This is a genomic window from Fundidesulfovibrio soli, assembly GCF_022808695.1.
GTDB lineage: Bacteria > Desulfobacterota > Desulfovibrionia > Desulfovibrionales > Desulfovibrionaceae > Fundidesulfovibrio > Fundidesulfovibrio soli.
In genome coordinates this window covers 107,057-129,198 of sequence record NZ_JAKZKW010000009.1, presented here as the reverse complement: position 1 = coordinate 129,198, position 22,142 = coordinate 107,057, and the positions used below count along the sequence as shown (strand labels likewise).

General features: G+C 68.3%; 16 protein-coding genes. 8 read left to right on the top strand and 8 right to left on the bottom strand.

From position 1 onward, the window contains the following. Window positions 1–2: 2 nt before the first annotated feature. From MLE18_RS10210 to treZ, 3 genes are all read right to left on the bottom strand, one after another. Entirely contained in the window at window positions 3–839 is an 837-nt protein-coding gene (locus MLE18_RS10210) for a DUF350 domain-containing protein (RefSeq protein WP_243438693.1), read from the bottom strand. A gap of 147 nt (window positions 840–986) precedes the next feature. Further along, window positions 987–3,878, bottom strand: coding sequence for a malto-oligosyltrehalose synthase (gene treY / locus MLE18_RS10205; protein WP_243438692.1), 2,892 nt, complete (start codon window positions 3,876–3,878; stop codon window positions 987–989). After that, complete coding sequence (treZ, locus tag MLE18_RS10200; protein ID WP_243438691.1) at window positions 3,875–5,806, bottom strand: malto-oligosyltrehalose trehalohydrolase; 1,932 nt, start codon at window positions 5,804–5,806, stop codon at window positions 3,875–3,877. The genes treY and treZ overlap by 4 nt, the downstream gene beginning before the upstream one ends. 516 nt (window positions 5,807–6,322) lie before the next feature. Here treZ and MLE18_RS10195 point away from each other — a divergent pair. From MLE18_RS10195 to MLE18_RS10185, 3 genes are all read left to right on the top strand, one after another. Further along, window positions 6,323–7,957, top strand: a complete 1,635-nt coding sequence (locus tag MLE18_RS10195) for an arylsulfatase (protein WP_243438690.1) — start codon at window positions 6,323–6,325, stop codon at window positions 7,955–7,957. 175 nt (window positions 7,958–8,132) lie between these two features. Beyond that, complete coding sequence (locus MLE18_RS10190) at window positions 8,133–9,119, top strand: HAD family hydrolase (protein ID WP_243438689.1); 987 nt, start codon at window positions 8,133–8,135, stop codon at window positions 9,117–9,119. A 174-nt stretch (window positions 9,120–9,293) separates the two neighbouring features. Next, window positions 9,294–10,289 (top strand): hypothetical protein, encoded by a 996-nt coding sequence (locus tag MLE18_RS10185; RefSeq protein ID WP_243438688.1) that lies wholly within the window; start codon window positions 9,294–9,296, stop codon window positions 10,287–10,289. A gap of 165 nt (window positions 10,290–10,454) precedes the next feature. Here the strand turns inward: MLE18_RS10185 and MLE18_RS10180 are convergent, their stop codons facing one another. Continuing rightward, window positions 10,455–10,880, bottom strand: a complete 426-nt coding sequence (locus tag MLE18_RS10180) for a hypothetical protein (protein WP_243438687.1) — start codon at window positions 10,878–10,880, stop codon at window positions 10,455–10,457. A 183-nt stretch (window positions 10,881–11,063) separates the two neighbouring features. Further along, entirely contained in the window at window positions 11,064–11,663 is a 600-nt protein-coding gene (locus MLE18_RS10175; protein WP_243438686.1) for a YceI family protein, read from the bottom strand. A gap of 236 nt (window positions 11,664–11,899) precedes the next feature. On the opposite strand from MLE18_RS10175, the gene MLE18_RS10170 reads away from it, so the two are divergent. Genes MLE18_RS10170 through MLE18_RS10145 form a run of 5 tightly spaced genes read left to right on the top strand, consistent with a single transcriptional unit; the run spans window position 11,900 to window position 18,289 of the window. After that, window positions 11,900–13,384: a benzoate-CoA ligase family protein gene (locus MLE18_RS10170; protein WP_272881588.1), complete on the top strand. Its 1,485-nt coding sequence runs from the start codon at window positions 11,900–11,902 to the stop codon at window positions 13,382–13,384. Between the two features lie 19 nt (window positions 13,385–13,403). Next, a complete protein-coding gene (locus MLE18_RS17960) occupies window positions 13,404–14,702 on the top strand; it encodes an acyl carrier protein (RefSeq protein WP_272881587.1) in 1,299 nt (432 codons plus the stop codon). Window positions 14,703–14,748: 46 nt separating this feature from the next. Next, the gene (locus MLE18_RS10155) at window positions 14,749–16,992 is read left to right on the top strand and encodes a xanthine dehydrogenase family protein molybdopterin-binding subunit (protein WP_243438685.1); all 2,244 of its coding nucleotides are present in this window, start codon (window positions 14,749–14,751) and stop codon (window positions 16,990–16,992) included. Continuing rightward, window positions 16,989–17,474, top strand: a complete 486-nt coding sequence (locus MLE18_RS10150; protein WP_243438684.1) for a (2Fe-2S)-binding protein — start codon at window positions 16,989–16,991, stop codon at window positions 17,472–17,474. The genes MLE18_RS10155 and MLE18_RS10150 overlap by 4 nt, the downstream gene beginning before the upstream one ends. Next, the gene (locus tag MLE18_RS10145) at window positions 17,471–18,289 is read left to right on the top strand and encodes an FAD binding domain-containing protein (protein ID WP_243438683.1); all 819 of its coding nucleotides are present in this window, start codon (window positions 17,471–17,473) and stop codon (window positions 18,287–18,289) included. Before MLE18_RS10150 ends, MLE18_RS10145 begins: the two co-directional genes overlap by 4 nt. A gap of 67 nt (window positions 18,290–18,356) precedes the next feature. Here MLE18_RS10145 and MLE18_RS10140 read toward each other — a convergent pair whose 3' ends face one another. Genes MLE18_RS10140 through MLE18_RS10130 form a run of 3 tightly spaced genes read right to left on the bottom strand, consistent with a single transcriptional unit; the run spans window position 18,357 to window position 21,974 of the window. Further along, window positions 18,357–19,577 carry an MFS transporter gene (locus MLE18_RS10140; protein ID WP_243438682.1) on the bottom strand — a complete coding sequence of 407 codons (1,221 nt, stop codon included), beginning with the start codon at window positions 19,575–19,577 and terminating at the stop codon, window positions 18,357–18,359. Next, complete coding sequence (locus tag MLE18_RS10135) at window positions 19,574–20,683, bottom strand: pyridoxal phosphate-dependent aminotransferase (protein WP_243438681.1); 1,110 nt, start codon at window positions 20,681–20,683, stop codon at window positions 19,574–19,576. Before MLE18_RS10135 ends, MLE18_RS10140 begins: the two co-directional genes overlap by 4 nt. After that, window positions 20,667–21,974 carry a hypothetical protein gene (locus tag MLE18_RS10130; RefSeq protein ID WP_243438680.1) on the bottom strand — a complete coding sequence of 436 codons (1,308 nt, stop codon included), beginning with the start codon at window positions 21,972–21,974 and terminating at the stop codon, window positions 20,667–20,669. Before MLE18_RS10130 ends, MLE18_RS10135 begins: the two co-directional genes overlap by 17 nt. Window positions 21,975–22,142: the final 168 nt, after the last annotated feature.

The window sequence follows — 22,142 nt, the reverse complement described above, 5'->3', positions numbered from 1 at the left end:
CCTTACGCCGTGGCCGCGATGATCAGGGCGATGCCCAGCTTGACGCCCGCCTCGGCGATGACCGCGGCCAGGTTCCTGTCGCGTACGATTTCCTCGCCGAGGGTCGTGCCGGTCAGGAAGACCTTGTCCGCCAGCCAGGAGCAGGCCAGCAGCAGCGCCACGCCCCGCACGGCCGCCAGGCCGAAGGCCGCCAGGTCCTCCCCCCAGTGCGAGAAGTCTCCTGAGACGGCCGAGGCCAGGATGATGCCGAGGCACACGAGCATCGATCCGAGGTGCAGCCCCAGCGCGGCGTTGCCCTGGGCTATCTCGGCCTGGTCGTCGTAGGGGGAGAGGCGTTCCAGGAGTTTCAGGAACAGGACCAGGGTCAGCTGCCCCAGGAGGAAGAACACCACCCCGGAGAACACGGTCCCCTGCCCGGTGAAGGCGGCCTTTAGGATCAGCCCCGTGGCCAGCCCGCCCCCGGCCTCGGTGAGTCCGACTGAAAGGTTGCCGTCGAGGATGGCTTTGGTGTTGTCGATCCCAGGCAGCACGAGCCTGTCCAGCATGGCGAAGGCCGCGACCAGCAGGGCCAGGAGCACGGCCCCGGTGAACGCGAACCAGCCTACGTCGCGGAGAAACCCGGTGGAGGGGGCCATCAGCGGGCCGCACAGGCCCAGGGCCGAGGCCAGGGCGAAGGATGCGAAGCGCAGGGCCACGGCGGCGTTGTTCCGGGCACAAACCTGCTCTTCGAGAGAGGTGTCCCCCGCGCGCGCGATGCGGTCCGCGCAGAGCCGGTGGGCCAGCCAGAACACGGCGAAGGCCAGGGCGAGGAAGACGAGGGAGGCGAGGGCGTGGATCATGTGGCGCTCCTGCCGGTTGCGGCTGCGAAAATGGATCGCGATGCATGCTAAACGATCCCGCCCGCCACGGCAACGCCCCAAGGGGGCAGGCACGGGCGGAGGCCAGGGCCGGAGAGCCTGGATTCCGGCAGGGCCTCTCTCGCGGGCTCAGCTCTGCCCCGGCTCCCCGCCAGGTAGGGCCGGGCGGCCGTTGGCTGGCGTCAGAAGCGCCAAGGGCAGCTCCCGGAAGAGATCGCTCAAATAGATTGCGTCCTCGGCCGGGAACTCCCGCCCGGTGAAGGCGTCGATGAAATTCTTCGGGCGGGGCGGAACAAGGGCCGTATCCTCCCAGAAGGCCCCCAGGGGGAAGTCGCCATCTGGTCCGGCGGCCTTGGCGAAGAGCCTGGGAACCACGGCCAGCGCGGTCCCGCCGTTCAGACTCCTGGCGAAACCGAAGGCCATGTCCTTGCGTGCGCCCGTGAAGGCCAGCGGCAGATATTCCCCCCGGGTGAACAGCCCCGGGAATTCCTTCCTGATGTGCAGGCCCCTCCAGATCAGGAAGAGTTTGATGCGGCCGTCCTCGGGGCGCTCCAAGAGCTGGCGCACCAGCTTGAGGGGGGCGGCCCCGAAGGCGGCGTCCATCTCCTGCAGGGCTTTCCGGCGCGTTCCGAAGTCCACGGGCCTGCGGTTGTCGGGGTCCACCATGGAGAAGTCCCACAGCTCCGAGCCCTGATAGAAATCCGGTATTCCAGGGGCCGCGATCTTGAGCAGGGCCTGGGAGAGGGAGTTGACCATGCCCACGCGGGCCACTCGGCGCAACAGCGGTTGGAATTCGCCCATGAAATGGCTCTGCCCTTTCGGACCAAGCAGGCTCTCGGCCGCGTCGCAGAAGGCTTTCTCCGCCTCATCGTTCGGGTTGAGCCAGTTGGAGCGCACCTTGGCCTCGCGCATGGCCTTCACCAGGTAGAGGCGAAGCCGCTCCTTGAAGCCCTCCAGCTCGTCCTCGCCGAAGGGCATGTGGGCGAGCAGGGTCTGGTAGAGAAAGTACAGCTCGTTACGGCTCGGCTGGCGGCCCTTCCGGCGCGGCCCGCCTCCCGTCTGCCGGCGCAGCGATTTCAGCGTCTCGCCCCACTGCTCGGGCAGCTCCGAGAGGGCGGCCAGGCGCATGCGGGCGTCCTCCCCGCGCTTGCAGTCGTGGGTGCCCGTGGCGTTCATGGCCGCGGGCCAGTGCTCCATGCGCGTGCGGACCGAGGCGTGCCAGTCGGCGGGCTGCATGCCGAAACGGCCCGGGTCGCTCCCCACCTCGTTCAGGCAGAGCAGGCGGTTGAAGACGTAGAACGTGGAATCCTCCATGGCCTTGGCCATGAGGGGGCCCGTCACCTGCTGGAAGCGCATCACGAAGTGGACCCACTCCCGCCTGCCGGTGGCCCTCACGGCCTCGCCGAACTCCAGCAGGAGGAAATCCTGCAGGAAGTCCAGCTCGAAGGAGAGGTCCGGGTTGCTGCGGCGGGTGGCGCGAATGGCGTCCCGCACGTAGGTGAGGTCGGCCGGCCGGAATGATTCGTGGCTGATGTAGGTTCTGTATACGGGGAACTGCACCAGCAGCTCGGTGATGGCCTGCTTGAGGGCGACCATGGTGATGTCTATGCCCCGGCGGTCCATGACCGAGACGGTCTTGAAGAGCCTGGCCAGGTTGTCCACGTCCCCGGCCATGTGCCGCCTTATGATCTCCCGCTTCTGGAGCGTGAGGATGTCGGCGAGGGATTCCTTCATGCCCGCGAAGCCCGCGTAGAGCTTCTGGAAGGCCCCCTCGTTGCCGGAATGCACGAACAGGTTGCAGGCCCAGGACATGAAATCGTAGCCCGTGGTGCCGTGGATCGGCCAGAAGGTGGGGAGGGTCTCCTCCTTGGTGAGGATCTTCTCCACCGCCACGTACGCGCCGGGAATCTGCCCCCGCAGGCGTTGCAGATAGCTCGACGGGTCGAAGAGCCCGTCGATGTGGTCCACCCGCACCCCGGAGAAGGACTGGTCCCGGATGCGCTCCAGGATGAGCTTGTGCGTGTGGTAGAAGACGGCCTCGTCCTCGCTGCGCAGGGAGATGAGGTCGTTGATGCTGAAGAAGCGCCTGTAGTTGATCTCCTCCCCGGCGACCTTCCAGAACGAGAGGCGGAAGAACTGCTCGGAGAGAAGGTCGTCCAGCAGGGCGTAGCGATCGCCTTCGTAGGTCTCCTGACCGTTGAAGGCCCGGATGTTTGCGTCGATGAACCCCCGGATAGAGGGGCTGGTCTGGTACATCTCGTTGAGAAGGCGCTTGATGAAAAAGATCTGCGTGTAGTGCTCCGGCTCCCGTTTCTCGCCCGACACGTTCTCGATGTTGTAGAGGATGCCCAGGAGTTTGACGTAGTCCGGGTGGTCGCGCCCCGCCTTGTCCCGGAACTCCCCGAGGTTGTGGGTGAGGATCTTGCCGTAGGAGTCGATGCGCAGGGGAAGCCTGATGCCGTAATAATGGACGCTGAAGCCGTCCTCCCCGAAGCGTATCTGAATCTCGCCGTTGTCCAGGGCCTGGCTGTAGTAGACGCCGAGGAAGGGGGCCAGCATCCGGCCCGCCATGCTCTTGTAGGGGTGGTTCCACTCGATATCGAAGTAGTTGAAATAGCGCGATGATTCACCGTTCTCCAGCACGTCCACCAGCATCCCGTTGTCGCCGGAGACGGCCATGTGGTTGGGCACGATATCCTGAATCCAGCCCATGCCCAGCCTTTTGCACTCGGCCATGAGGGCGTCGAATTCCTCAGTGGTTCCCAGCTCGGGGTTCAGGGTCTGGTGGTCGCACACGTCGTAGCCGTGGGTGGAGCCCGCCCGGGCCTTGAAGATGGGGGAGGCGTACACGTGGGATATCCCCAGCGCGGCCAGGTAGGGCAGCGTCTCACGGCATTGGGCGAAACCGAAGCCGGGGTGCAGTTGAAGCCTGTAGGTGGACAGGGGGGCCACCATGGCGGAGGCAAGGCCGCCGGGAATCTGGGCGGCCATGGACTGTGCGGACGAATTTTCCGCGCTCATGGGGCGGCCTCCTCCCGGATGTATACGGCCACGGACCAGGGGGGCAGGTGGGTCCGCTCCCCGAGATCACCGGACAGGGCGGAGCCGGGGCCGCCCCAGCGGGCATCGGCGGAAAAGAGCCGCAGCCTCCAGCCCGTTTCATCCGCGCCGTTTTGTTTCGCGCCGTTCCCGGCAGCACCGTCCCTGTTGAGCGCCGCGCCTGGCGCGGCGACCGGGGCCTCGTGCGCGTCCGGTGAACCCAGCCCAAGCCCTGCTGTGGCGACGCTTCGGCCCGCCCCGCACAAGTTGAACAGGCACAGCAGCCGCGCCGCACCGCACTGGGTCACCAGCGCCAGGAGCCCTTCCTCGTCCCAGGCCGTGACCTTCGGCCGCTGGATTTCGCCCCGCCCAAGCCCCAGGGCTTTGCGCAGGGCTATCAGTTCCCTGTGCCATGCGAGCAGCGTCCCATGGCGGGCCTCTTCCCGATGCTCCCACTGGAGCTTGGAGCGCAGGAATGTCGCCTCGTCCTGGGGATCGGGCGGCGGGGGCTGGCCGTCGTGGAACCCGGCGAACTCCCCGAGACGCCCCCGGCGCACGGACCGGGTCAGATCCGGGTCTGAATGGCTGGTGAAGTAGAGGAAGGGGCGCTCCTCGCCGTATTCCTCGCCCATGAAGAGCAAGGGGATGAATGGGGCAAGCAGGGGCAGGGTGGCTGCGGCCTTCAGGGCTTCGAAAGGAACCAGGGCGGCCAGCCTCTCCCCGTGGGCGCGGTTTCCGGTCTGGTCGTGGTTCTGCAGGAAGGCCACCAGGGCGTGGGAGGGCAGGCTCCGCGCGTCCCGGCCGTGGCCGCGCCTTCGGAACGGCGAATACTGGCCCGTGTAGGCGAACCCGTTGGTCAGTGCCTCGGCCAGTTGGCTCATGCGCCCGTAATCGATGTAGTAGGCCTGGCGCTCGCCTGTGAGCAGGGCGTGGGCGCAGTGGTGGAAATCCTCATTGTAGATGGCGGAAAGGCCCAGGCCGCCCGCCTCCGGCGGCAGGGCCAGCCGGGGGTCGTTCAGGTCGCTCTCGGCCAGGAAGAAGGGCTCCCGGCCGTGCACGGACCCATAGCGCGCGGCCAGCTCTTTCAGTTGCCCCAGGAAGGGAGCCGGGGTCTTGTCGAAGATGGCGTGGGTGGCGTCCAGCCGAAAGCCGTCCACGTGGTAGCGCTCCAGCCAGTGCAGCACGTTCTGGAAGAAGTAGTGCCGGACGTGGTCGCTCTCAGGGCCGTCCAGGTTGAATGCCTCCCCCCAGGGGGTCTCGTAGCGGCCGGTGAAGTAGGGGCCGAAGTCACGCAGGTAGTTCCCCTCCGGCCCAAGGTGGTTGTAGACCACGTCCAGGACCACGGCCAGCCCGTGGCGGTGGCTGGCGTCAACGAAGCGCTTGAATCCCTCAGGCCCGCCGTAGCCGTGCTGGACGCTGAACGGGTAGACCCCGTCGTACCCCCAGTTGCGCCCTCCCTGGAACTGCCCCACCGGCATGACCTGGACCGCCGTCACCCCCAGCCCGGCCAGGTCCGGCAGGCGCTCCAGGGCGGCCTGGAACGTGCCCTCCGGGGTGAAGGTTCCGATGTGCAGCTCGTAGAGAATGAGATCGGAGAGGGCCGGGGGCCTGAAGCCCGCGTCGCCCCAGGGGAAGAGGGCGTGCTCGGTGAGGCGCGAAGGGCCGTGCACGCCGTGGGGCTGGTGGTGCGAGGCAGGGTCGGGCCGGGCCGGGCCGCCGTCCAGCCGGAAGCGATAGAGGCTGCCCGGGGCGAGGCCCGCTGCTTCCGCCATCCAGTAGCCGTTTCCCGCCGCAGCCATGGGCAGCACGGCCTCCAGGGCAGGGGAGGCGTCCCAGGCGGCGTCGCCCTTCGGGAGGGAGCCCGGGGCGGAAAACTCCAGATCGACCTTGGCGGCCAGGGGAGCCCACACGCAAAAGTCGTGGGAGCCAGGTCCCGTCCGCCAATGCCCGATATCGGGCAACGGGCGCGGGCCGGGTTCAAGGCCGGAAAGGCGTGAGAGGAGCGACGGCGTCCGTACGTTCATGGATTCCATCCGCTGGGGACTAGGGCTTTACTCCAACCTTCCATCTGGGGTCGATGGAAAGGGATTCCCTTCAGTTGCCACGTATTTTCGAATCAGGTCAAGTCTGAGGCGAAAAGAATCGGGCCGGCCTGACAGCATGGCCTTGCGTGGCGGAGGCTGGCTGAGGAGCCCGCCTGCTCGCGCCACAACTGGAGAGGGGGAGCAGGGTATGAATTTTCTGGTGGAATATCGGAACGTGGTAGTGCATATTCATGTTGAATTAGGCCGAAGAGGCTGACCAGGATGGATTTCTCCAGGTAGTGGCGATGAGGTGACGTTCCGGGCTGTCCCGGGTCGTAGGTCGTTAGGCGGCTGTACCCGCTCCTTGGGGCGGGCCTCAACGGGACAAGGAGGCCTTACCGGATGAACCACCTGATCAAACGAGCGGCTGCTGCGCTGGCCGCCCTGCTTTGCCTGGCCGGGGCTGCCCTGGCCGCGGACAAACCCAATATCCTCCTGATCGTCGGCGACGACGTGGGATACGGCGACCTGGGCGTCTACGGCGGCGGCGAGGGGCGCGGCATGCCCACCCCCAGCCTGGACCGCCTGGCCAGCGAGGGCATGACCATGTTCTCGTTCTACGCCCAGCCCAGCTGCACTCCGGGCCGCGCCGCCATGCAGACCGGGCGCATCCCCAACCGCAGCGGCATGACCACCGTGGCCTTCCAGGGCCAGGGCGGCGGCCTGCCCGCCGCCGAGTGGACCCTGGCCTCCGTGCTCAAGCAGGCCGGGTACCAGACCTACTTCACCGGCAAGTGGCACCTGGGCGAGGCCGACTACGCGATGCCCAACGCCCAGGGCTACGACGAGATGCGCTACGTGGGCCTGTACCACTTGAACGCCTACACCTACGCCGACCCCGCCTGGTTCCCGGACATGGCCCCCGAGCTGCGCGAGATGTTCCAGAAGGTGACCAAGGGCGCCCTCTCCGGCAAGGCCGGGGAAAAGCCCAAGGAGGACTTCAAGATCAACGGCCAGTACGTGAACACGCCCGAGAAGGGCGTGGTGGGCATCCCCTTCTTCGACTCCTACGTGGAAAAGGCCGCCCTGGAATTCCTGGACGAGGCCAAAAAGTCCGGCAAGCCCTTCTTCATCAACGTGAACTTCATGAAGGTGCACCAGCCCAACCTTCCCGCCCCCGAGTTCGAGCACAAGTCGCTCTCCAAGAGCAAGTACGCCGACTCCGTCGTGGAGCTGGACACCAGGATCGGGCGCATCATGGACAAGCTGCGCGCCCTCGGCCTGGACAAGAACACCATCGTCTTCTTCACCACCGACAACGGCGCCTGGCAGGACGTATACCCCGACGCGGGCTACACCCCCTTCCGCGGCACCAAGGGCACCGTGCGCGAAGGCGGCAACCGCGTCCCGGCCATCGCCTGGATGCCCGGCAAGATCAAGGCCAACACCAAGAACCACGACATCGTCGGCGGCCTGGACCTGATGTCCACCTTCGCCACCCTGGCCGGGCTCAAGCTCCCCGAGAAGGACCGCGAGGGCCAGCCCATCATCTTCGACAGCTTCGACATGTCCCCCATGCTCTTCGGCACCGGCAAGTCCGCCCGCAAGAGCTGGTTCTACTTCACCGAGAACGAGCTGAGCCCCGGCGCGGTGCGCGCGGGCAACTACAAGGCCGTGTTCAACCTGCGCGGCGACGACGGCCAGGCCACCGGCGGCCTCGCCGTGGACGCCAACCTCGGCTGGAAGGGCCCCGAGAAATACGTGGCCACCGCGCCCCAGATCTTCGATCTCTGGCAGGACCCGCAGGAACGCTACGACATCTTCATGAACAACTACACCGAGAGGACCTGGACCCTCGTGACCTTCAACCAGGAAGTCACCGACCTGATGAAGACCTACGTCCAGTACCCGCCGCGCAAGATGCAGAGCGAGGTCTACACGGGGCCGCTCACCATCTCGAAGTACCAGAACCTGGAGTGGGCGCGTGAGGAGTTGAAGAAGAACGGCGTGACCCTTCCCATGCCTTCCGGCAACTAGGCGGGCAACAAGTGGGCCGCCCGCCCGCACCTGCCTGAGCCATGAAACAATCGCGGCCCCCGGCGAGAGCCGGGGGCTTCTTCGAGACTGGACCGGTGAGGCAGGCCCGCCGCCCCCGCGACCCTGAGGCCCGCCGCGTCCGGCTCACATCAACCACATCCACCCGGAGGCCCCCATGAGATCCAAGCACGCGCTCCTGCCCGCATTGCTGCTGGCGTTCGCCCTGGCCTCTGCCCAACTGGTGTTCGCCCAGGCGGCGGACCCGCTGCCGTCCTGGAACGACGGCCCGGCCAAGTCCGCAATCACCGGGTTCGTGGCCACAGTGACGGACAGGAACTCCAAGTCGTTCATCCCGATGGAGGAGCGCATCGCCGCCTTTGACAACGACGGCACCCTCTGGGCCGAAAAGCCGGTCTATTTCCAGTTGTTCTTCGCCATCGATCGCGTGAAGGCTCTGGCCCCCGAGCACCCGGAGTGGAAAACCCGGGAGCCCTTCGCCTCCATCCTCAAGGGCGACCTGAAAACCGCCCTGCAGGAAGGGGACAAGGCCCTCCTCGACATCGTCATGGCCACCCACTCGGGCATGACCATCGCCGAGTTCGAGAAGCTCGTGAAGGACTGGATCGCCACCGCCCGGCACCCCCAGACCAAGATGCTCTACACGCAGATGGTCTATCAGCCCATGCTCGAACTGCTGGATTACATGCGCGCCAACGGCTTCAAGACCTTTATCGTCTCCGGCGGGGGCATCGAGTTCATGCGCCCCTGGACCGAGGCGGTTTATGGCATCCCGCCCGAGCAGGTGGTGGGCAGCAGCACCAAGACCAAATACGAGATGCGCCCGGACGGCCCTGTGCTCGTCAGGCTGCCGCAGATCGACCTGATCGATGACAAGGCGGGCAAGCCCGTGGGCATCAACCTGCACATCGGCCGCCGCCCGGTTGCCGCGTTCGGCAACTCCGACGGGGACCAGCAGATGCTCGAATGGACCACTGCCGGGCCGGGCGCGCGCCTCGCCCTGCTGGTGCGCCATACCGACGCCAAGCGTGAATACGCCTACGACAAGGGCGCCGAGAACGCCCTGGCGGAGGCCAAGGAGAAGGGCTGGACCGTGGTGGACATGCAGCAGGACTGGAAAGTGATCTACCCCAAGGCGAAATGACCTCGCCGGGGCTGGGCGCGGGGCGGCGTCCCGCGCCCTGGCCCCCCTCCATGCCCCACCGGGCCGTGAAGGCGGGGTCCGCGCGGGCACCCGGCCGGATCGGGCAAATGGTTGGCACGCCCACCGATGTTGGGGTATTCTTCATCCCAATGTCATGAAACCGGCGGGGGTCACATGCTCCAGACATTTCTGAAATGGTTTCGGCCGCAGGCCTCGTCGCCCGCGCCGCTGTCCGCGCCGTCCTCGGGCGACGAGGCCCTGGCCTACAGGCTTGCCACACGGCTGCTGCCCGAGGCGATCCCGCAGCTCAAACACGCCGAGGTCCGCCCCGACACGCTCATGGAGCCGGCCCTGCGGGCCATCGGGCATATGCGCGGCCTCGTGGGCAGCCTCGGCCAGCCGGTGCTCCTGAACAGGGAGGCCTTCTTCAAGGAGCCCCGGGTCAACGCCATGTTCACCTCGGCCGAACAGCTGCAGGGCTTCGTGCGCGAACAGGCCGCCCTGCGCGCGTTCTTCGGCGAGGCCTCCCGCGAGACGGCCCGCATCCTGCTCACGGCCACGCCCGTCGCGCGGGGGCAGTTCGGCAGCGCGGTCCAGGGGGAGGTCATCCAGAGGGACGTGCTGCAGCGGGGCCTCACCTTCGAGTCCCACCGCTGCCCGCTGGTGACCCAGGACGGCGACGCCTTCACGGAGTCCGTCGTCTCCGCCCTCATGGACCTCTACGCCGCCAAGATCGGCGAGATGCTCCTGGACCTGGAATCCCGCCGTGCCGAGTGTGAGCACCAGGCCAAATCGCTGGGCTGCAAGATCAAGATTCTGGAGATCAACACGAAATCCATCGGCGGGATGTTTTCCGGCAAGGAGGACGAGGCCGCGAAGCTGGCCTCGGCCAGGGAGCTCAGGGCGTCGTTCGAGGCCGAGCTGGACGGGCTGCGGAGCCGGCTCCAGGACCCCGTGGCCTACGCGCGGGAGGTGGCCGGGGCGCTGGCCAACCCAGGGGGGATACTTTCAGGCCGCCACACGAGCTACCGGCTGGATGAATACGGCATCATCCACGACCTGGCCGACGCCTCCGTGGGCAACGTGGTGGAGTTCTCGGAATTCACCCTGGAAACCCGCACCCGGGTGGCGCTGATCGCGGATGTCCCTCGGGCGGCGCTGGAGCCGTAAGGGGGAGCGCGGCCGGCTCCTCGCGGGAGGGGCCGCGTGCCGGGCGGGGGGCCCCCGGAATCCCGCTGTCGCACGGGCAGCCCTGGGCAGAAAATGAAATGGGGTTATCCCGGCAAAGGATAACCCCATCGATTTTCCGACGAGGGTCTGCAGTTACAGCGCCGATTATTTCTGCCGCTTGGCTACGCTGGTGGCCACCACGCTGTCCGTGGGCTTTACATGGCGGTAGACTATCTCAAGCCTGTCTTTCCCGACGATCTTGCAATCGAAGAAACCGTCCGTATCGGATGCGTACATGTATTTGCCGTCAGGGGAGATCATCGCGATGAACTTTTCAGAGCCACGGGACGACGTGTACGTCCCTTTCACAAAACGGCCGTCCTGGCTGATGATCTCGAGCTGTCCTTTCAGGACGCTCTGCCCATGAGTCCAGTGCGTCTCCTTGGATTCCTTGTCTCCGTTAAGCATCATCCCGCCTGTGGACTCAACATCCCATTTCCCGACAAGTGAAGGGGTTTTCCCGCCAGCAAAAGCAAGAGAGGTGGTGAGGATGAGAGTGAACATACACGCCAGCGCAGCTCTGAGCATCATACACGGTCCTCCTGGTGGAAAAGGATTGCAAAACGACACGCCGCCCACAGAAACACAGGGATGCTTTAAAGAGGGTCGCGATCTTTTTTACACACAAACAACACACAAGCGCAAGGCGTCGCCAGCCTGGCCGTTCTCAAGGGACAGGAACTGATGATGGACCGCCGGGTGCGAGTCGGCCCGCTACCTGGGGCTCGCCAGCTCGAAGCCGATCTCCACCAGGGCGTTCTGGCCGAGCACGCCCATCTCGCTCCATTTGGGGTCGCAGAAGGAGTAGTCCGGCATGAAGATGTTCAGCTTGGCCGAAAAGCCCGCCACTTCCACCTTGGGGTCCATGGGATGGATTTTCATCCCGTGGTAGGTGAGCGGCAGGGTGATCACCTTGCTGACGCCCTTGAGGGTCAGCGTGCCTGTCATCGTGAATTCATGCGCCGAGACGCGTTGGATCTTCGAACTCTTGAAGCTGATGTCGGGGAACTTGGCCGCATCGAAGAAGTCGGGGCTGCGCAGGTGTTCGTTGCGCTTGTCCACGAAGGTGTCCAGGCTGGCGGCCTTGACCGTCACGTCGAAGACGCTGCCCGCCAGGTTCCCGGGGTCGAAGCGCACCGTTCCTCCGTATTCGGCGAAGCGCCCCGGTATCTCCACGAAGATGTGGCGGACCTTGAAGGTGATGGCGCAGTGGGGCGGGTCGAAGACGAACTCCCGCGCGGGTTGCGCGGCCTCCGCCTGGGAAAGCGCGCACAGCAGGATGCAGATCACACACAATGCGGAACGGGTTTTCATGGCGTGCTCCGGAGAACGGGTTGATGACGACTCGGGGCCGGGCGGGCCGGGCCGTTGCCGGGGCTGCCGCCTGGTCCGGGCGGATGATAGCCAATAACGGCCTGCCCCACCACACTTCCTGTGTTTGACTGCGTTGGCTAATCATTCTACCCTTTTGAATGTGCGGACGTGAAATTCGGTCCTTTCCCCTGACGAGCCATGGCTGAAACGAATCCGGTCCACGAAGGATAGGGCGCATGGGGCGACGCAACGCGGCTTGGTCTCTGCTGGAATCCGGCATGTCTTTCGGCCCGGACAGGACGGCGTATCGGTTCGGGTCATCGGCCCTGACATACGGCGAGCTCGCCGGACGTTGCCTGCGGTGCGCCTCCTTCCTCGATTCCCGGTCCATCCGGCCTGGGGACAGGGTCATGCTGTCCCTGCCCGACACGCCCGCCATGGTCTGCGCCTTCCTCGGCGCAATGCTCGCCGGGGCTTGCCCCGTGCCGGTCAACACCTCCCTGCATGCGCCGGACTATGGCTTCCTGCTGGAGGATTCCGGCGCGAAGCTCCTGCTCACCGTCCCGGGGCATCCCTCGCTCGAGGCCGCCGAGGGCCGTTGCCCGGCCGTCCTCTGCGACGACATGGGGCCTCCCGGCCTGGACGGTCTCCCGCCCGTTTTCGATCCCCGCCCGGCGGACGACGCCCGTCCGGGCTTCATGCTCTACAGTTCCGGCTCCACCGGGCGGCCCAAAGGCGTGCCGCACCGGCAGGATGACCTGCTGGTCCCGGCGCGGACCTGGGGCCTCGTGCTGGGGCTTACGGACCGGGATGTGGTCCTCTCCTCCAGCAAGCTCTTCTTCGCCTACGGCCTGCTCGCCAGCCTCGCCCTGCCCCTGGCCGCCGGGGCGGCCACGGTGCTTTTCCCCGGCAAGCCCGGCCCTTGCGACGTGTTCGACCTGATGCTCCGGCACAGGCCGACGGCGTTTTTCGGGGTGCCCACCCTCTACAACGCGATGATCAGGGCCTTCGAGCCAGCCATGAAGGAGAGCGTCCCCGGCCTGTGCTACAGCGCGGGCGAAGCCTTGCCTTCGCTCCTCCACGAGGAGTGGGCGCGCATCACCGGGAGGGAGGTCCTGGAGGGCATCGGCTCCACCGAAGCCTTCAACGTGTTCATCTCCAACCGGAAGGGGCATTCCAGGCCGGGGAGCGCGGGGCAGACGGTGCAGGGGTTCGAGGCCAGGCTCGTGGACGACGCGGGGCGGGACGTCCCCCCGGGGAGCCAGGGCCACCTGCTCGTCAGGGGCGAGGGGCTGTGCCGGGAATACTGGAACCGCCCGGACAAGACCCGCGAGACCATGCTCGCGGACGGCTGGCTGCGCACAGGCGACGTCTTCGTGGAGGAGGGCGGATTCTACGCGCACCAGGGCCGCAGCGACGACATGCTCAAGTCCGCGGGCCAGTGGGTGTCGCCGGTGCGGGTCGAGGAGGAGCTGTTGCGGCATCCGGCAGTCGCCGAATGCGCTGTCGCAGCGCGACGCGTCAACGGCCTGGACGTGATCTGCGCCTTCGTGGTGGCCGCGCCCGGCGCGGCGACGGGCAAAGCCTTGACTCTCGAGCTGCGCAAGTTCCTGCTGGGCCGCCTCCAGGAGCACATGTGCCCGGCGTGCTTCGAGTTCGTGCCGGAGCTTCCCAAGACCGCAACCGGCAAGGTGCAGCGGTTCGTGCTGCGCCAATGCTGAGCCATTTTCAGGGGGCCTCATGGACGTGACGACGCGTGAACTTCGCGACCTGCTGGTGGAAGCCGGGGTGGACCAGGCCGTGGCCGAGGCGGTGCGCCCCGATGCGCCGCTGCTGCGCCAGGGGGTGGACTCCCTGGATTATCCGGCCTTCACCCTGGCGGTGGAGAGCCGCTACGGGGTGACCATCGGCGAGCGCGACTCCCTGTCGCTGCGCACCCTGGATGATTTCGCCGCGCACATCCGCGCGCACCTGGACGCTGGGCGGCCGGAGGACGGCCACATCGGCCGCATACGCCGGAACTGGAAGAACGTGGAGCCCGGGAAGGCCTACGAGATCGGCCCCCTGCGGCCCGGCGACGGGCAGGGCGTGGCCCAGCTCTTCTACACCGTCTACGGCGACCGCTACCCCGTGGAGGACTATTACATCCCGGAGCGCATCGAGGAGCTCAACGCCGAGGGCAGCCTGCTCACCGTGGTCGCCCGCCTGGAAACGGGAGTCGTGGCCGGGCAGGGGGCCTACTACCGGAGTTCGCCCCCCAACAAGGCGCTCTTCGAGTTCGGGCAGGTCATGGTGGCCCACGAGTATCGCGACACGCTCATGGCCGCCAAGATCATCCGGGCGATGGACAACCTGTCGCGCACCATGACCCAGGCCCAGGGGTTCTTCGGGGAGGCGGTGTGCTCGCACACCATCACCCAGAAGCTCGTCCACAAGCAGAGCTACTCGGAGTGCGGCCTGGAGGTGGCCCTCATGCCCGACGGGGCCTACGAGAAGGAAGGCGCGGGAGCCCAGCGGGTGAGCTGCCTGCTCGGGGCCCGGGTGGACCGCGACAGGCGCATGCCCCTGCACCTGCCGCAGTGCTACCGGCGTGAGCTGGAATACATTCTGGACGGCTTCCGCCTGGAGCGCGACATCCACTTCAGCCCCCCGGACGCTCCCGCCGCCGCGGTGACTTCGCTTGAGAGCCGCGCCTTCGATTTCGCCCAGGTGGTGCGCGCCCAGGTCCTGGCCGTGGGGGCGGATTTCCCCGCGCGGGTGGAGGAGCTGGACCGGGACGCGGCCAGCCAGGGCCAGGCCGTGATCCAGGTTTTCGTGAACACGGGCGCTCCGGGCACGGCTTTCGCCGTGGAGGCGCTCCGGGCGCGCGGCTTCTTCCTGGGGGGGCTCATCCCCCTCTGGTTCGGGGCGGACGGGCTCCTCATGCAGAAGCTCACCGTCGAGCCCGAGTTCGAGGCCATCAACCTCCATTCCGACAGGGCCAAGACCATCCTCGAACACATCCGCGCGGACTTCGACCGCGCCCGGGCTCAAGGGTAGGGCCGCGATGGCGACGCGCCGGAACGGGCCTCCCCTGAGGGACACCATGTCCAAGGCCGTGGGGGCCGAGCGCTTCAGCACGGACATCGCCCCGCCGGGCTGCCTCTGGGCCGGGGCCAGGCGCGCGGGCGTCCCCCACGCCCGGGTCGTGGCCGTGCACACGCGCGAGGCCCGCGCCCTGCCCGGCGTCGTGGCAGTGCTCACCGGGGCGGACGTGCCCGGCGCCAACCTGCAGGGCATCGTGCACAAGGACCAGCCCGTGCTGGTCACGGACACGGTGCGCCACGCGGGCGACGCCGTGGCCCTGGTGCTGGCCGAGAGCCGGGAGGCCCTGGCCGGGGCCCTGTCCCTCATCCGCACGGAGCTCGTTCCCCTGCCCGGGGTCTTCGACCCTGAGCAGGCCCTCGCGCCGGGGGCGCCGCTGGTCCATTCCGGCCGTGAGGGCGGCAACCTCCTGGCCCACGCCCTCGTGGAGAAGGGCGACGCGCCGTCAGCCTTTGCCGGCTGCGACGTGGTGGTGGAGGGCCGCTTCGAGACCCCCATGCAGGAGCACGCCTTCCTGGAGCCGCCCAACGGCACGGCCAGGATGACCCGCGACGGCGGCATCGAGATGACCGCCTCCACCCAGGCACCCTTCCGCGACCGTTTCGAGATCGGCCACGCCCTCGGCCTCAACCCCATGCGCGTGCGCGTGCGCGCGCCCTACCTGGGCGGCGGTTTCGGCGGCAAGGACGGGGCGACGGTGCAGTGCCTGCTGGCCCTGGCCGCCCTGCACGGCGGCGGGCGCTGGGTGAAGATGTGCTGGAGCCGGGGGGAGACCTTCCTGGCTGGCTACAAGCGCCACGCCGCACGCGTGCGCGTGCGGCTCGGGGCCTCGCGCCAGGGAACGCTCCAGGCGCTGGACTGCGCCATGCTGTTCGATTCCGGGCCGTACGCCCACCTGGCCGTGGAGATCATGGCCCTGGCCATGGAGCACGCGGGCGGGCCGTACCTCATCCCCCATACGCGCATCGAGGGCTCCTGCGCCTACACCAACAACCCCGTGGGCGGCGCTTTCCGGGGCTTCGGCGTCGCGCAGGCCAGCTTCGCCGTGGAGCGGGCCATGGACAGCCTGGCCCAGCGCCTGGGCATGGACCCCGCCGAACTCCGCCTGAAAAACGCCCTGCGCCCGGGTGACCTGAACTGCGCGGGCGTGCCCATGGAGTCCCCTGCGGGCGCGGCCGAATGCCTGGAGGCGGTCATGGCCCATCCGGCCTGGAAGGAGAGGGACGCCTGGAAGGCCCAGGCCCCGGCCTGCAAGCGCCGTGGGGTGGGCATCGCCGCCTCGTTCAACGCCATGGGCTACGGGCGCGGCCTGCCGGACGCAGCTGCGGCCAAGCTCGAACTCACCAAGGGGGGGACGTTCCGCGTCTTCAACTCCGTGCCGGACATGGGGCAAGGCAACGCGGCCGCGTTCGCGCTCATGGCGGCCGAGGCCCTGAACCAGGAGACCGCCGCCATCGAGGTCGTCCAGCCGGACACCCGCCTGTGCCTGCCGGCGGGGTCCTCCTCGGCCAGCCGCACCACCTACACGTTCGGCAACGCGCTGCTGAAGGCCTGCGGGGCCATGCGGGAGAAGCTCAAGGCCCGGGCCGCGCTCTTTCTGCTGGCCGATGAACCGGACCGCCTGGCGATTAGGCCGGGGGCGGTCGTGGACGAGGCCACGGGGCGCAGCGTCTCCCTTTCCCAGATCGGGTCCATGCTTCAGCGCGACGACCGCATCTGCATCGACCAGTTCGTCATGCCCGTCGTGGAGAATCCGCCGGACACCGGCAAGGAATTTCGGCTGGGCTTTCCGCACCGCATGTATTCCCACGGGGCGTGCGTCTGCGCCGTGGAGGCGGACGAGCTGACCGGGCAGGTCGAGCTCGTGCGCTGCGTCACCGCCGTGGAGTGCGGGCGCGTGTTCGACTCCCTGGGGGTCGAACGCCAGGTGCAGGGCGCGGCGGCCCAGGGAGCCGGGTTCGCCCTGCTGGAGGACCTTCACGTGGAGGAGGGGCTCATCCGGGCGGACGGCCTGGACCGCTACCTGATCCCCACCGCGCTGGACCTGCCCCCCCTGGAGTGCGTCAGCGTGGAGGGCGACGAGCCCACCGGCCCGCACGGCCTCAAGGGCATGGGCGAGGTGGGCGTGCACGGCCCGGCCCCGGCCGTGGCCCAGGCCCTGGAGGACGCCGTCGGCCTTGTCGCGCGGCGGCTGCCCGTGAACCCGCAGGAGGTGCTTGAGGCGATGGGAGGCGAAAAACCATGAGCGGGATGGTGACTTTGACGTTCACCCTGAACGGTGCACCCGTCCGCATCGAGACCAGCCCCGGCAGGAGGGTGGTGGACCTGATCCGCGAGGATCTGGGGCTCACCGCCGTCAAGGAGGGCTGCGGCTCGGGCGAGTGCGGGGCCTGCGCCGTGCTGGTGGACGGCGTGGCCAGGCTTTCCTGCCTGATGCTGGCGGCCCAGTTGGAAGGGCGCGAGGTCGTCACGGCCGAGGGCCTCGGCACCATCGATGACCCCCACCCCATCCAGGCGGCGTTCGCCGCCGCCGGAGCCGTGCAGTGCGGCTACTGCACCCCGGGCATGACCGTGGCTGTCGCCGAGCTGCTCGCCCGCAACCCCAGCCCGCAGCGCCATGAGGCGCGCGAGGCGATTTCGGGCAACCTCTGCCGCTGCACGGGGTACGTGAAGATCGTGGATGCGGTGATGGATGCGGCCCAGGCCATGGGAAAGGAAACGAAGTGAACGCTGACGTGCGCTGTCCCGGCTCCCTGGCCGAGTTGTGGCCCCTGTTGGAAGACGGGTTCGCGGTCATGGCCGGAGGAACGGACCTGTTGGCGCGCCGTGGCGCGCCCGGGCGCGTCGCCTGCCTGGAGCGCATCGCGGGCCTCCAGGGCATCCGCGAGGAGGAAGGTCTCCTGCGCATGGGCGCGTGCGAGACGCACTCGCGTCTCCTGCGCCACCCCCTGACGGCTTCGGGGTTGCCGGTGCTGGCGCGTGCGCTCTCCGTGCTGGGCTCCCCGCTGGTCCGCAACATGGGCACCATCGGGGGCAACATCGTCACGGCCTCTCCGGCCGGGGACACCCTGCCGCCCCTTTACGCCCTGGACGCCGTGGTGGAACTGGCCTCCAGGCAGGGGACCAGGCGGGTCCCCCTGGACGGGTTCATCCTGGGGCCGGGCCGCACCGCCCTCGGCGAGGGGGAGATCGTGTCGGCCGTTCTGGCGCGCATCCCGGCAGCGGGAGAGGTCCAGCATTTTGAAAAGGTGGGGCGGCGCAAGGCCCTGGCCATCTCGGTGGTCAGCCTGGCGGCGGTGCTCCGCCTGGACGGTTCGGGCACCGTCGCGTCGGCGCGCCTGGCGCTCGGCAGCGTCGGCCCCACGGTGCTGCGCTGCCCCCGCGCCGAGGCCATGCTCACGGGCCGCCGCCTCGACCGGGAAACCCTCCTGGCCGTTGGCGAGACCCTTCGGGAAGAAATTTCGCCCATCGACGATCTGCGAGCAACCGCCGCGTACCGCCGGACCGTGGCCGGGAATCTCCCGCTGCGCCTCGCCGTCTGAACCTCCCCCCGCCGCGTTCGCCTGCCTTGGGCGTGCCGCCGCCGGAACATTGATCCCGCAAGCAGGTTCAGGGTGCGTGCCGGCCGCCGCGTCGCTCCCTGAGCTCCCTGACCGCCAGCGGCGCGAGCATCGCGGCACCCGCCAGCGCGCTTGCCGCGCTGACCGCGAACAGCGCGCCGTAGCCGCCGGCTCCGGCCACGAGCGCCCCGCCGGCCAGCGGCCCCAGCACATACCCGGCGTCCATCATGAAGAGCATCAGGTTCATGTTCATGCCCCGAAGGCGCGGCTCGGACTCCAGGAACATGGCGGCGTTGAGCAGGGGCAGGGCCACGCCCAGGCACAGGCCGTAGGCCCCGGCCAGGACGAAGAACAGCGCCCCGCCCCCGGCCGGCAGGAACGACGCCATGCATGCGCCCAGGGCCAGCATGGCCAGCGTGGCGGCCGCGCGCCGGGGGAGCCTGTCGTAGAAGGACCCGGCGAGGACCCGGACGGCTATGGACGCGGCGGTGGACAGCGTGAAGAAGAGCCCCGGGTCGGCCAGCCCCAGGGAGAGGGCATACGGCTTCATGAAAAAGAAGACCTGCGTGGTGGCGGCGAACACGAGCAGGTTGGAGCCGAGCAGCAGCTGGATCGGTAGCCTGCCCAGGTTGCTCAGGATGTCGCCCCTGGAAGGGGGCCGGCACTCCTCCCCGGACAGCGCGGAGGGCCCCAGGCTCGCGCTGAGCGGCAGCATGAGCGCCAGGGCGGGCAGGACCAGCAGCGCGGTCCAGGCGTAGGCCTGGGCCTCGCCCCCCACGCGCGGCAGGAGCCACTCCGTCAAGGGCGGCATGAGGGCGTAGGGCACCAGGGACGACAGGGAGAAGTAGCCGAACGCCCGCCCGGCAAGCCGGGGAGGCACGGCCCTGGCGAGCAGCGTCATGACCGAACTCACCAGGCAGACGAAGGACAATCCGTGGAGGATGCGCACGGCGAGCAAAGCGGGAACCCCGTGCGCGAACTGGTAGCACGGCAGGGCGACCCCCATGCCGGCCATGGAGATCCGCGCCAGGGCGAGCGCATGGCGGGGGGTGAGCCGCGCGCTCAACACCGGCCGCGCCAGTAGCGCGGCCAGCGGCTCGGCCGCGATCACGGCCCCGCGCCAGGCTGGGTCGACACCTATGCGCTCGAGCCAGCTGGCGAGCCCGTAGAAGACGGCGATGTTGCAGAAGCCGAAAGCCGCCGCCAGGGTGAGCACCGTGAAATCATAGGTGAAGAGGCGTTGCGGCCCTTCCACGGCGGGATCGTTCATCTGCCGTCCAGGGATTTGCGCAAGGCCGCGGCGAAGGCCTCCATGGCGGGCTGCTCCGCCAGGGTGACCCGTATCCAGTTGGGGAAGCGGAAGCCCGTCATGGTGCGCACCATCACCCCCTGGCGCATCAGGAGCCGGTAGAGCAGCGTGTCCGGGACGGGCACGCGGGCCATGATGTAGTTCCCCTCGCCCGAGACGTGCTCCAGGCCGAGCGAGTCGAACACGCCCCGCAGGTACCCGCGCGCCTGGGCCACCATCCTGCGCGTGGCCTTGACGTGGGCGGCTCCGTCCTCCACGGCGGCCCGGGCCGCCAGCTGCCCCGGGGCGTTGACCGAGTAGACCAGGTGCGTGCGCCGCACGAAGTCCACGGATTCGACCGCGCCGCACAGGTACCCCACCCGCAACGCGGCCAGCCCGTACATCTTCGAGAACGTCCTGAACACGAGCACGTTGAGGTGGCGCTCCAGCACGTCCATGCCGTCCGGGAAGTCGGGGGACTCCGCGAACTCGCGATAGGCCTCGTCCAGCACGACCACCGCGCGCCCGGCGAGCCTTTCCAGGAAACGCTCCAGAACGGCCTTGTCCCACCAGGAGCCTGTGGGGTTGTTGGGGTTGCACACGAAGACGATCTTGGTCCGTTCGGTCACGGCTTCGAGCATGGCCTCGGGGTCCAGGGCGTAATCCTTGAGCGGGACCAGCCTGGTCTCTATGCCGGAGAAGGCGGCCACCCATTCGTACACGGCGAAGGTCTTGTCCGCCGTGACGATGGCGTCTCCCGGCTGGCAGAACGCCTTGATGACGGAGGTGATCACTTCGCAGGAGCCGTTGCCCACCAGGAACTGCCCGGGGTCCTTGCCGAAGGCGCGGCCCAGGGCCTCGCGCAGGAAGTGGCAGTCGCCGTTGGGGTAGACCGCACCCTGCACGGGCGGAAAGGCCGCCAAGGCTTCGCGGGCGGCCTGCGGCGGCCCCAGGGCGTTCTCGTTGTTGTTGAGGCGCAGGAGCGCGTCCACACCGTACTGGCGCCTGAGAACCTCGTCCGGGCGGCTCGGGACGTAGCTCTCGAAGCCCAGGACGTGGGGCGGGACGAGGTCAATCAGCCTGGTCATGCTGGAGCACCAGGACGTCCGAGCGGCCCGCGAAGGGAAGCACGAGCCTCGGCCTGAAACCTGCCCGCAGGGCCGCCCCGGCCAATGCGGCCTCCCAGGAGCGGGAGAGGTCGATGTAGAGGAAGATGTTCGCGACGCCCTTCCCGGACAAGGCCCCCACGTGGGCCGCGAGGTTGGCTTGGGTGTCCTCGCCGTCCAGCAAGGGGCGCAGCGCCGCTGTCGCCTTGTATTTGTCCACTGTGGCCGAAAAGAGCGATCGTTCTCGCTCGGCGGAGGTCGCGGGGTGGGCCGTCATGACGTTGCGGCACATGGCCAGCCGGTCGTAGGCGCCATGCAGGAAATCCGCGAGTTCAGGGGCCGCCCAGACCGTCTCGCCCGTGTCTTCCCGCAGGTGGCGGTACAGTACGGGCTGTTCGATCGTGCCGCCCGGGGCGTGCAGGGTGAGCGACCCCAGGGGCTCGAAGTAGCCCGGTGGGGTGTCCGGCGTGGCCCGCTCGCTGAAGACGATCTCGGCGGTTTCGCGGGCCACGGCTGCCAGGAACGCGTCCATGAGCAAGCGGGCCACCTCGGCTCCGTCCTCGGGGGGCGCGAACACGAACGGGCCTGAAAAGGACAACCCCTTGTCGCCGGACCTGGTCCAGCACAAAAGCCCCGCGGGATGGGACGCCGCGTCCAGGGCCATGATGCTCTGGAACCTGCCGGCCTGGCTCATGTCGGCGAACTTCCCGGGTGTCTGGAAGCTGGCCGGGCAGTGCCAAGCCGGGTAGCTGGCCGCCGCCAGGCCCGCCGCGAGCACGAGCAGGCCCGGGTCGTCCTGGGCGGCCGCGCGGTAGGGCGGCCGGATGATGATGTGCTGGTCCGGCGTGTCGGCCTTGGGATAGACCTTGTCCACCTCGGCGTGCAGGACGAACGCGTCGCCGCCCTCGCAGTCGATGCGGAACCGGTCGGCCACACGCCCCGCGAGGATGAGGCTCAGGGGCTCCCCGGCCTCGAGGTCGCCCGCCGGAGCGGCGGGGCAGCACGCGTTGAGCGCCCCCAGGCACAGATTGGCCGCCTTGAAGCGGATGGAGGCGCAGACCTGGTAGGGCTTGCCCGTCAGGACGGTCTTGATGGGGGCATGGCCGGGTACGGTTTTGGCGAGGTAGGTGAAGAACTCTTCGACCGCCAGCTGGAAGCGTGTCTGCTCGCGCGCCGCAAGCCCCCGCGACCGGGCCAGCGTCTCGGCTGCGAAGGTCAGGACGCGGGCGTACCCGATCTCCGGTGGGGTCTCCAGGGAAAGAATGGTGTCCATCTCAACCGCCGTTTCGTCACGGTTTCGCCCCGGATCAGCGCGCGGAGCAGGCGCGGCGCCCAGCCCGTGGACGCGTCGCAGCAGATGCTTAGCGTGAACGTGGCGCCGAGGCAAACGCTTCCCTCGGCGCCACGATCTGGACCGCTAGCGCAGGTTTCGAGTGGACTA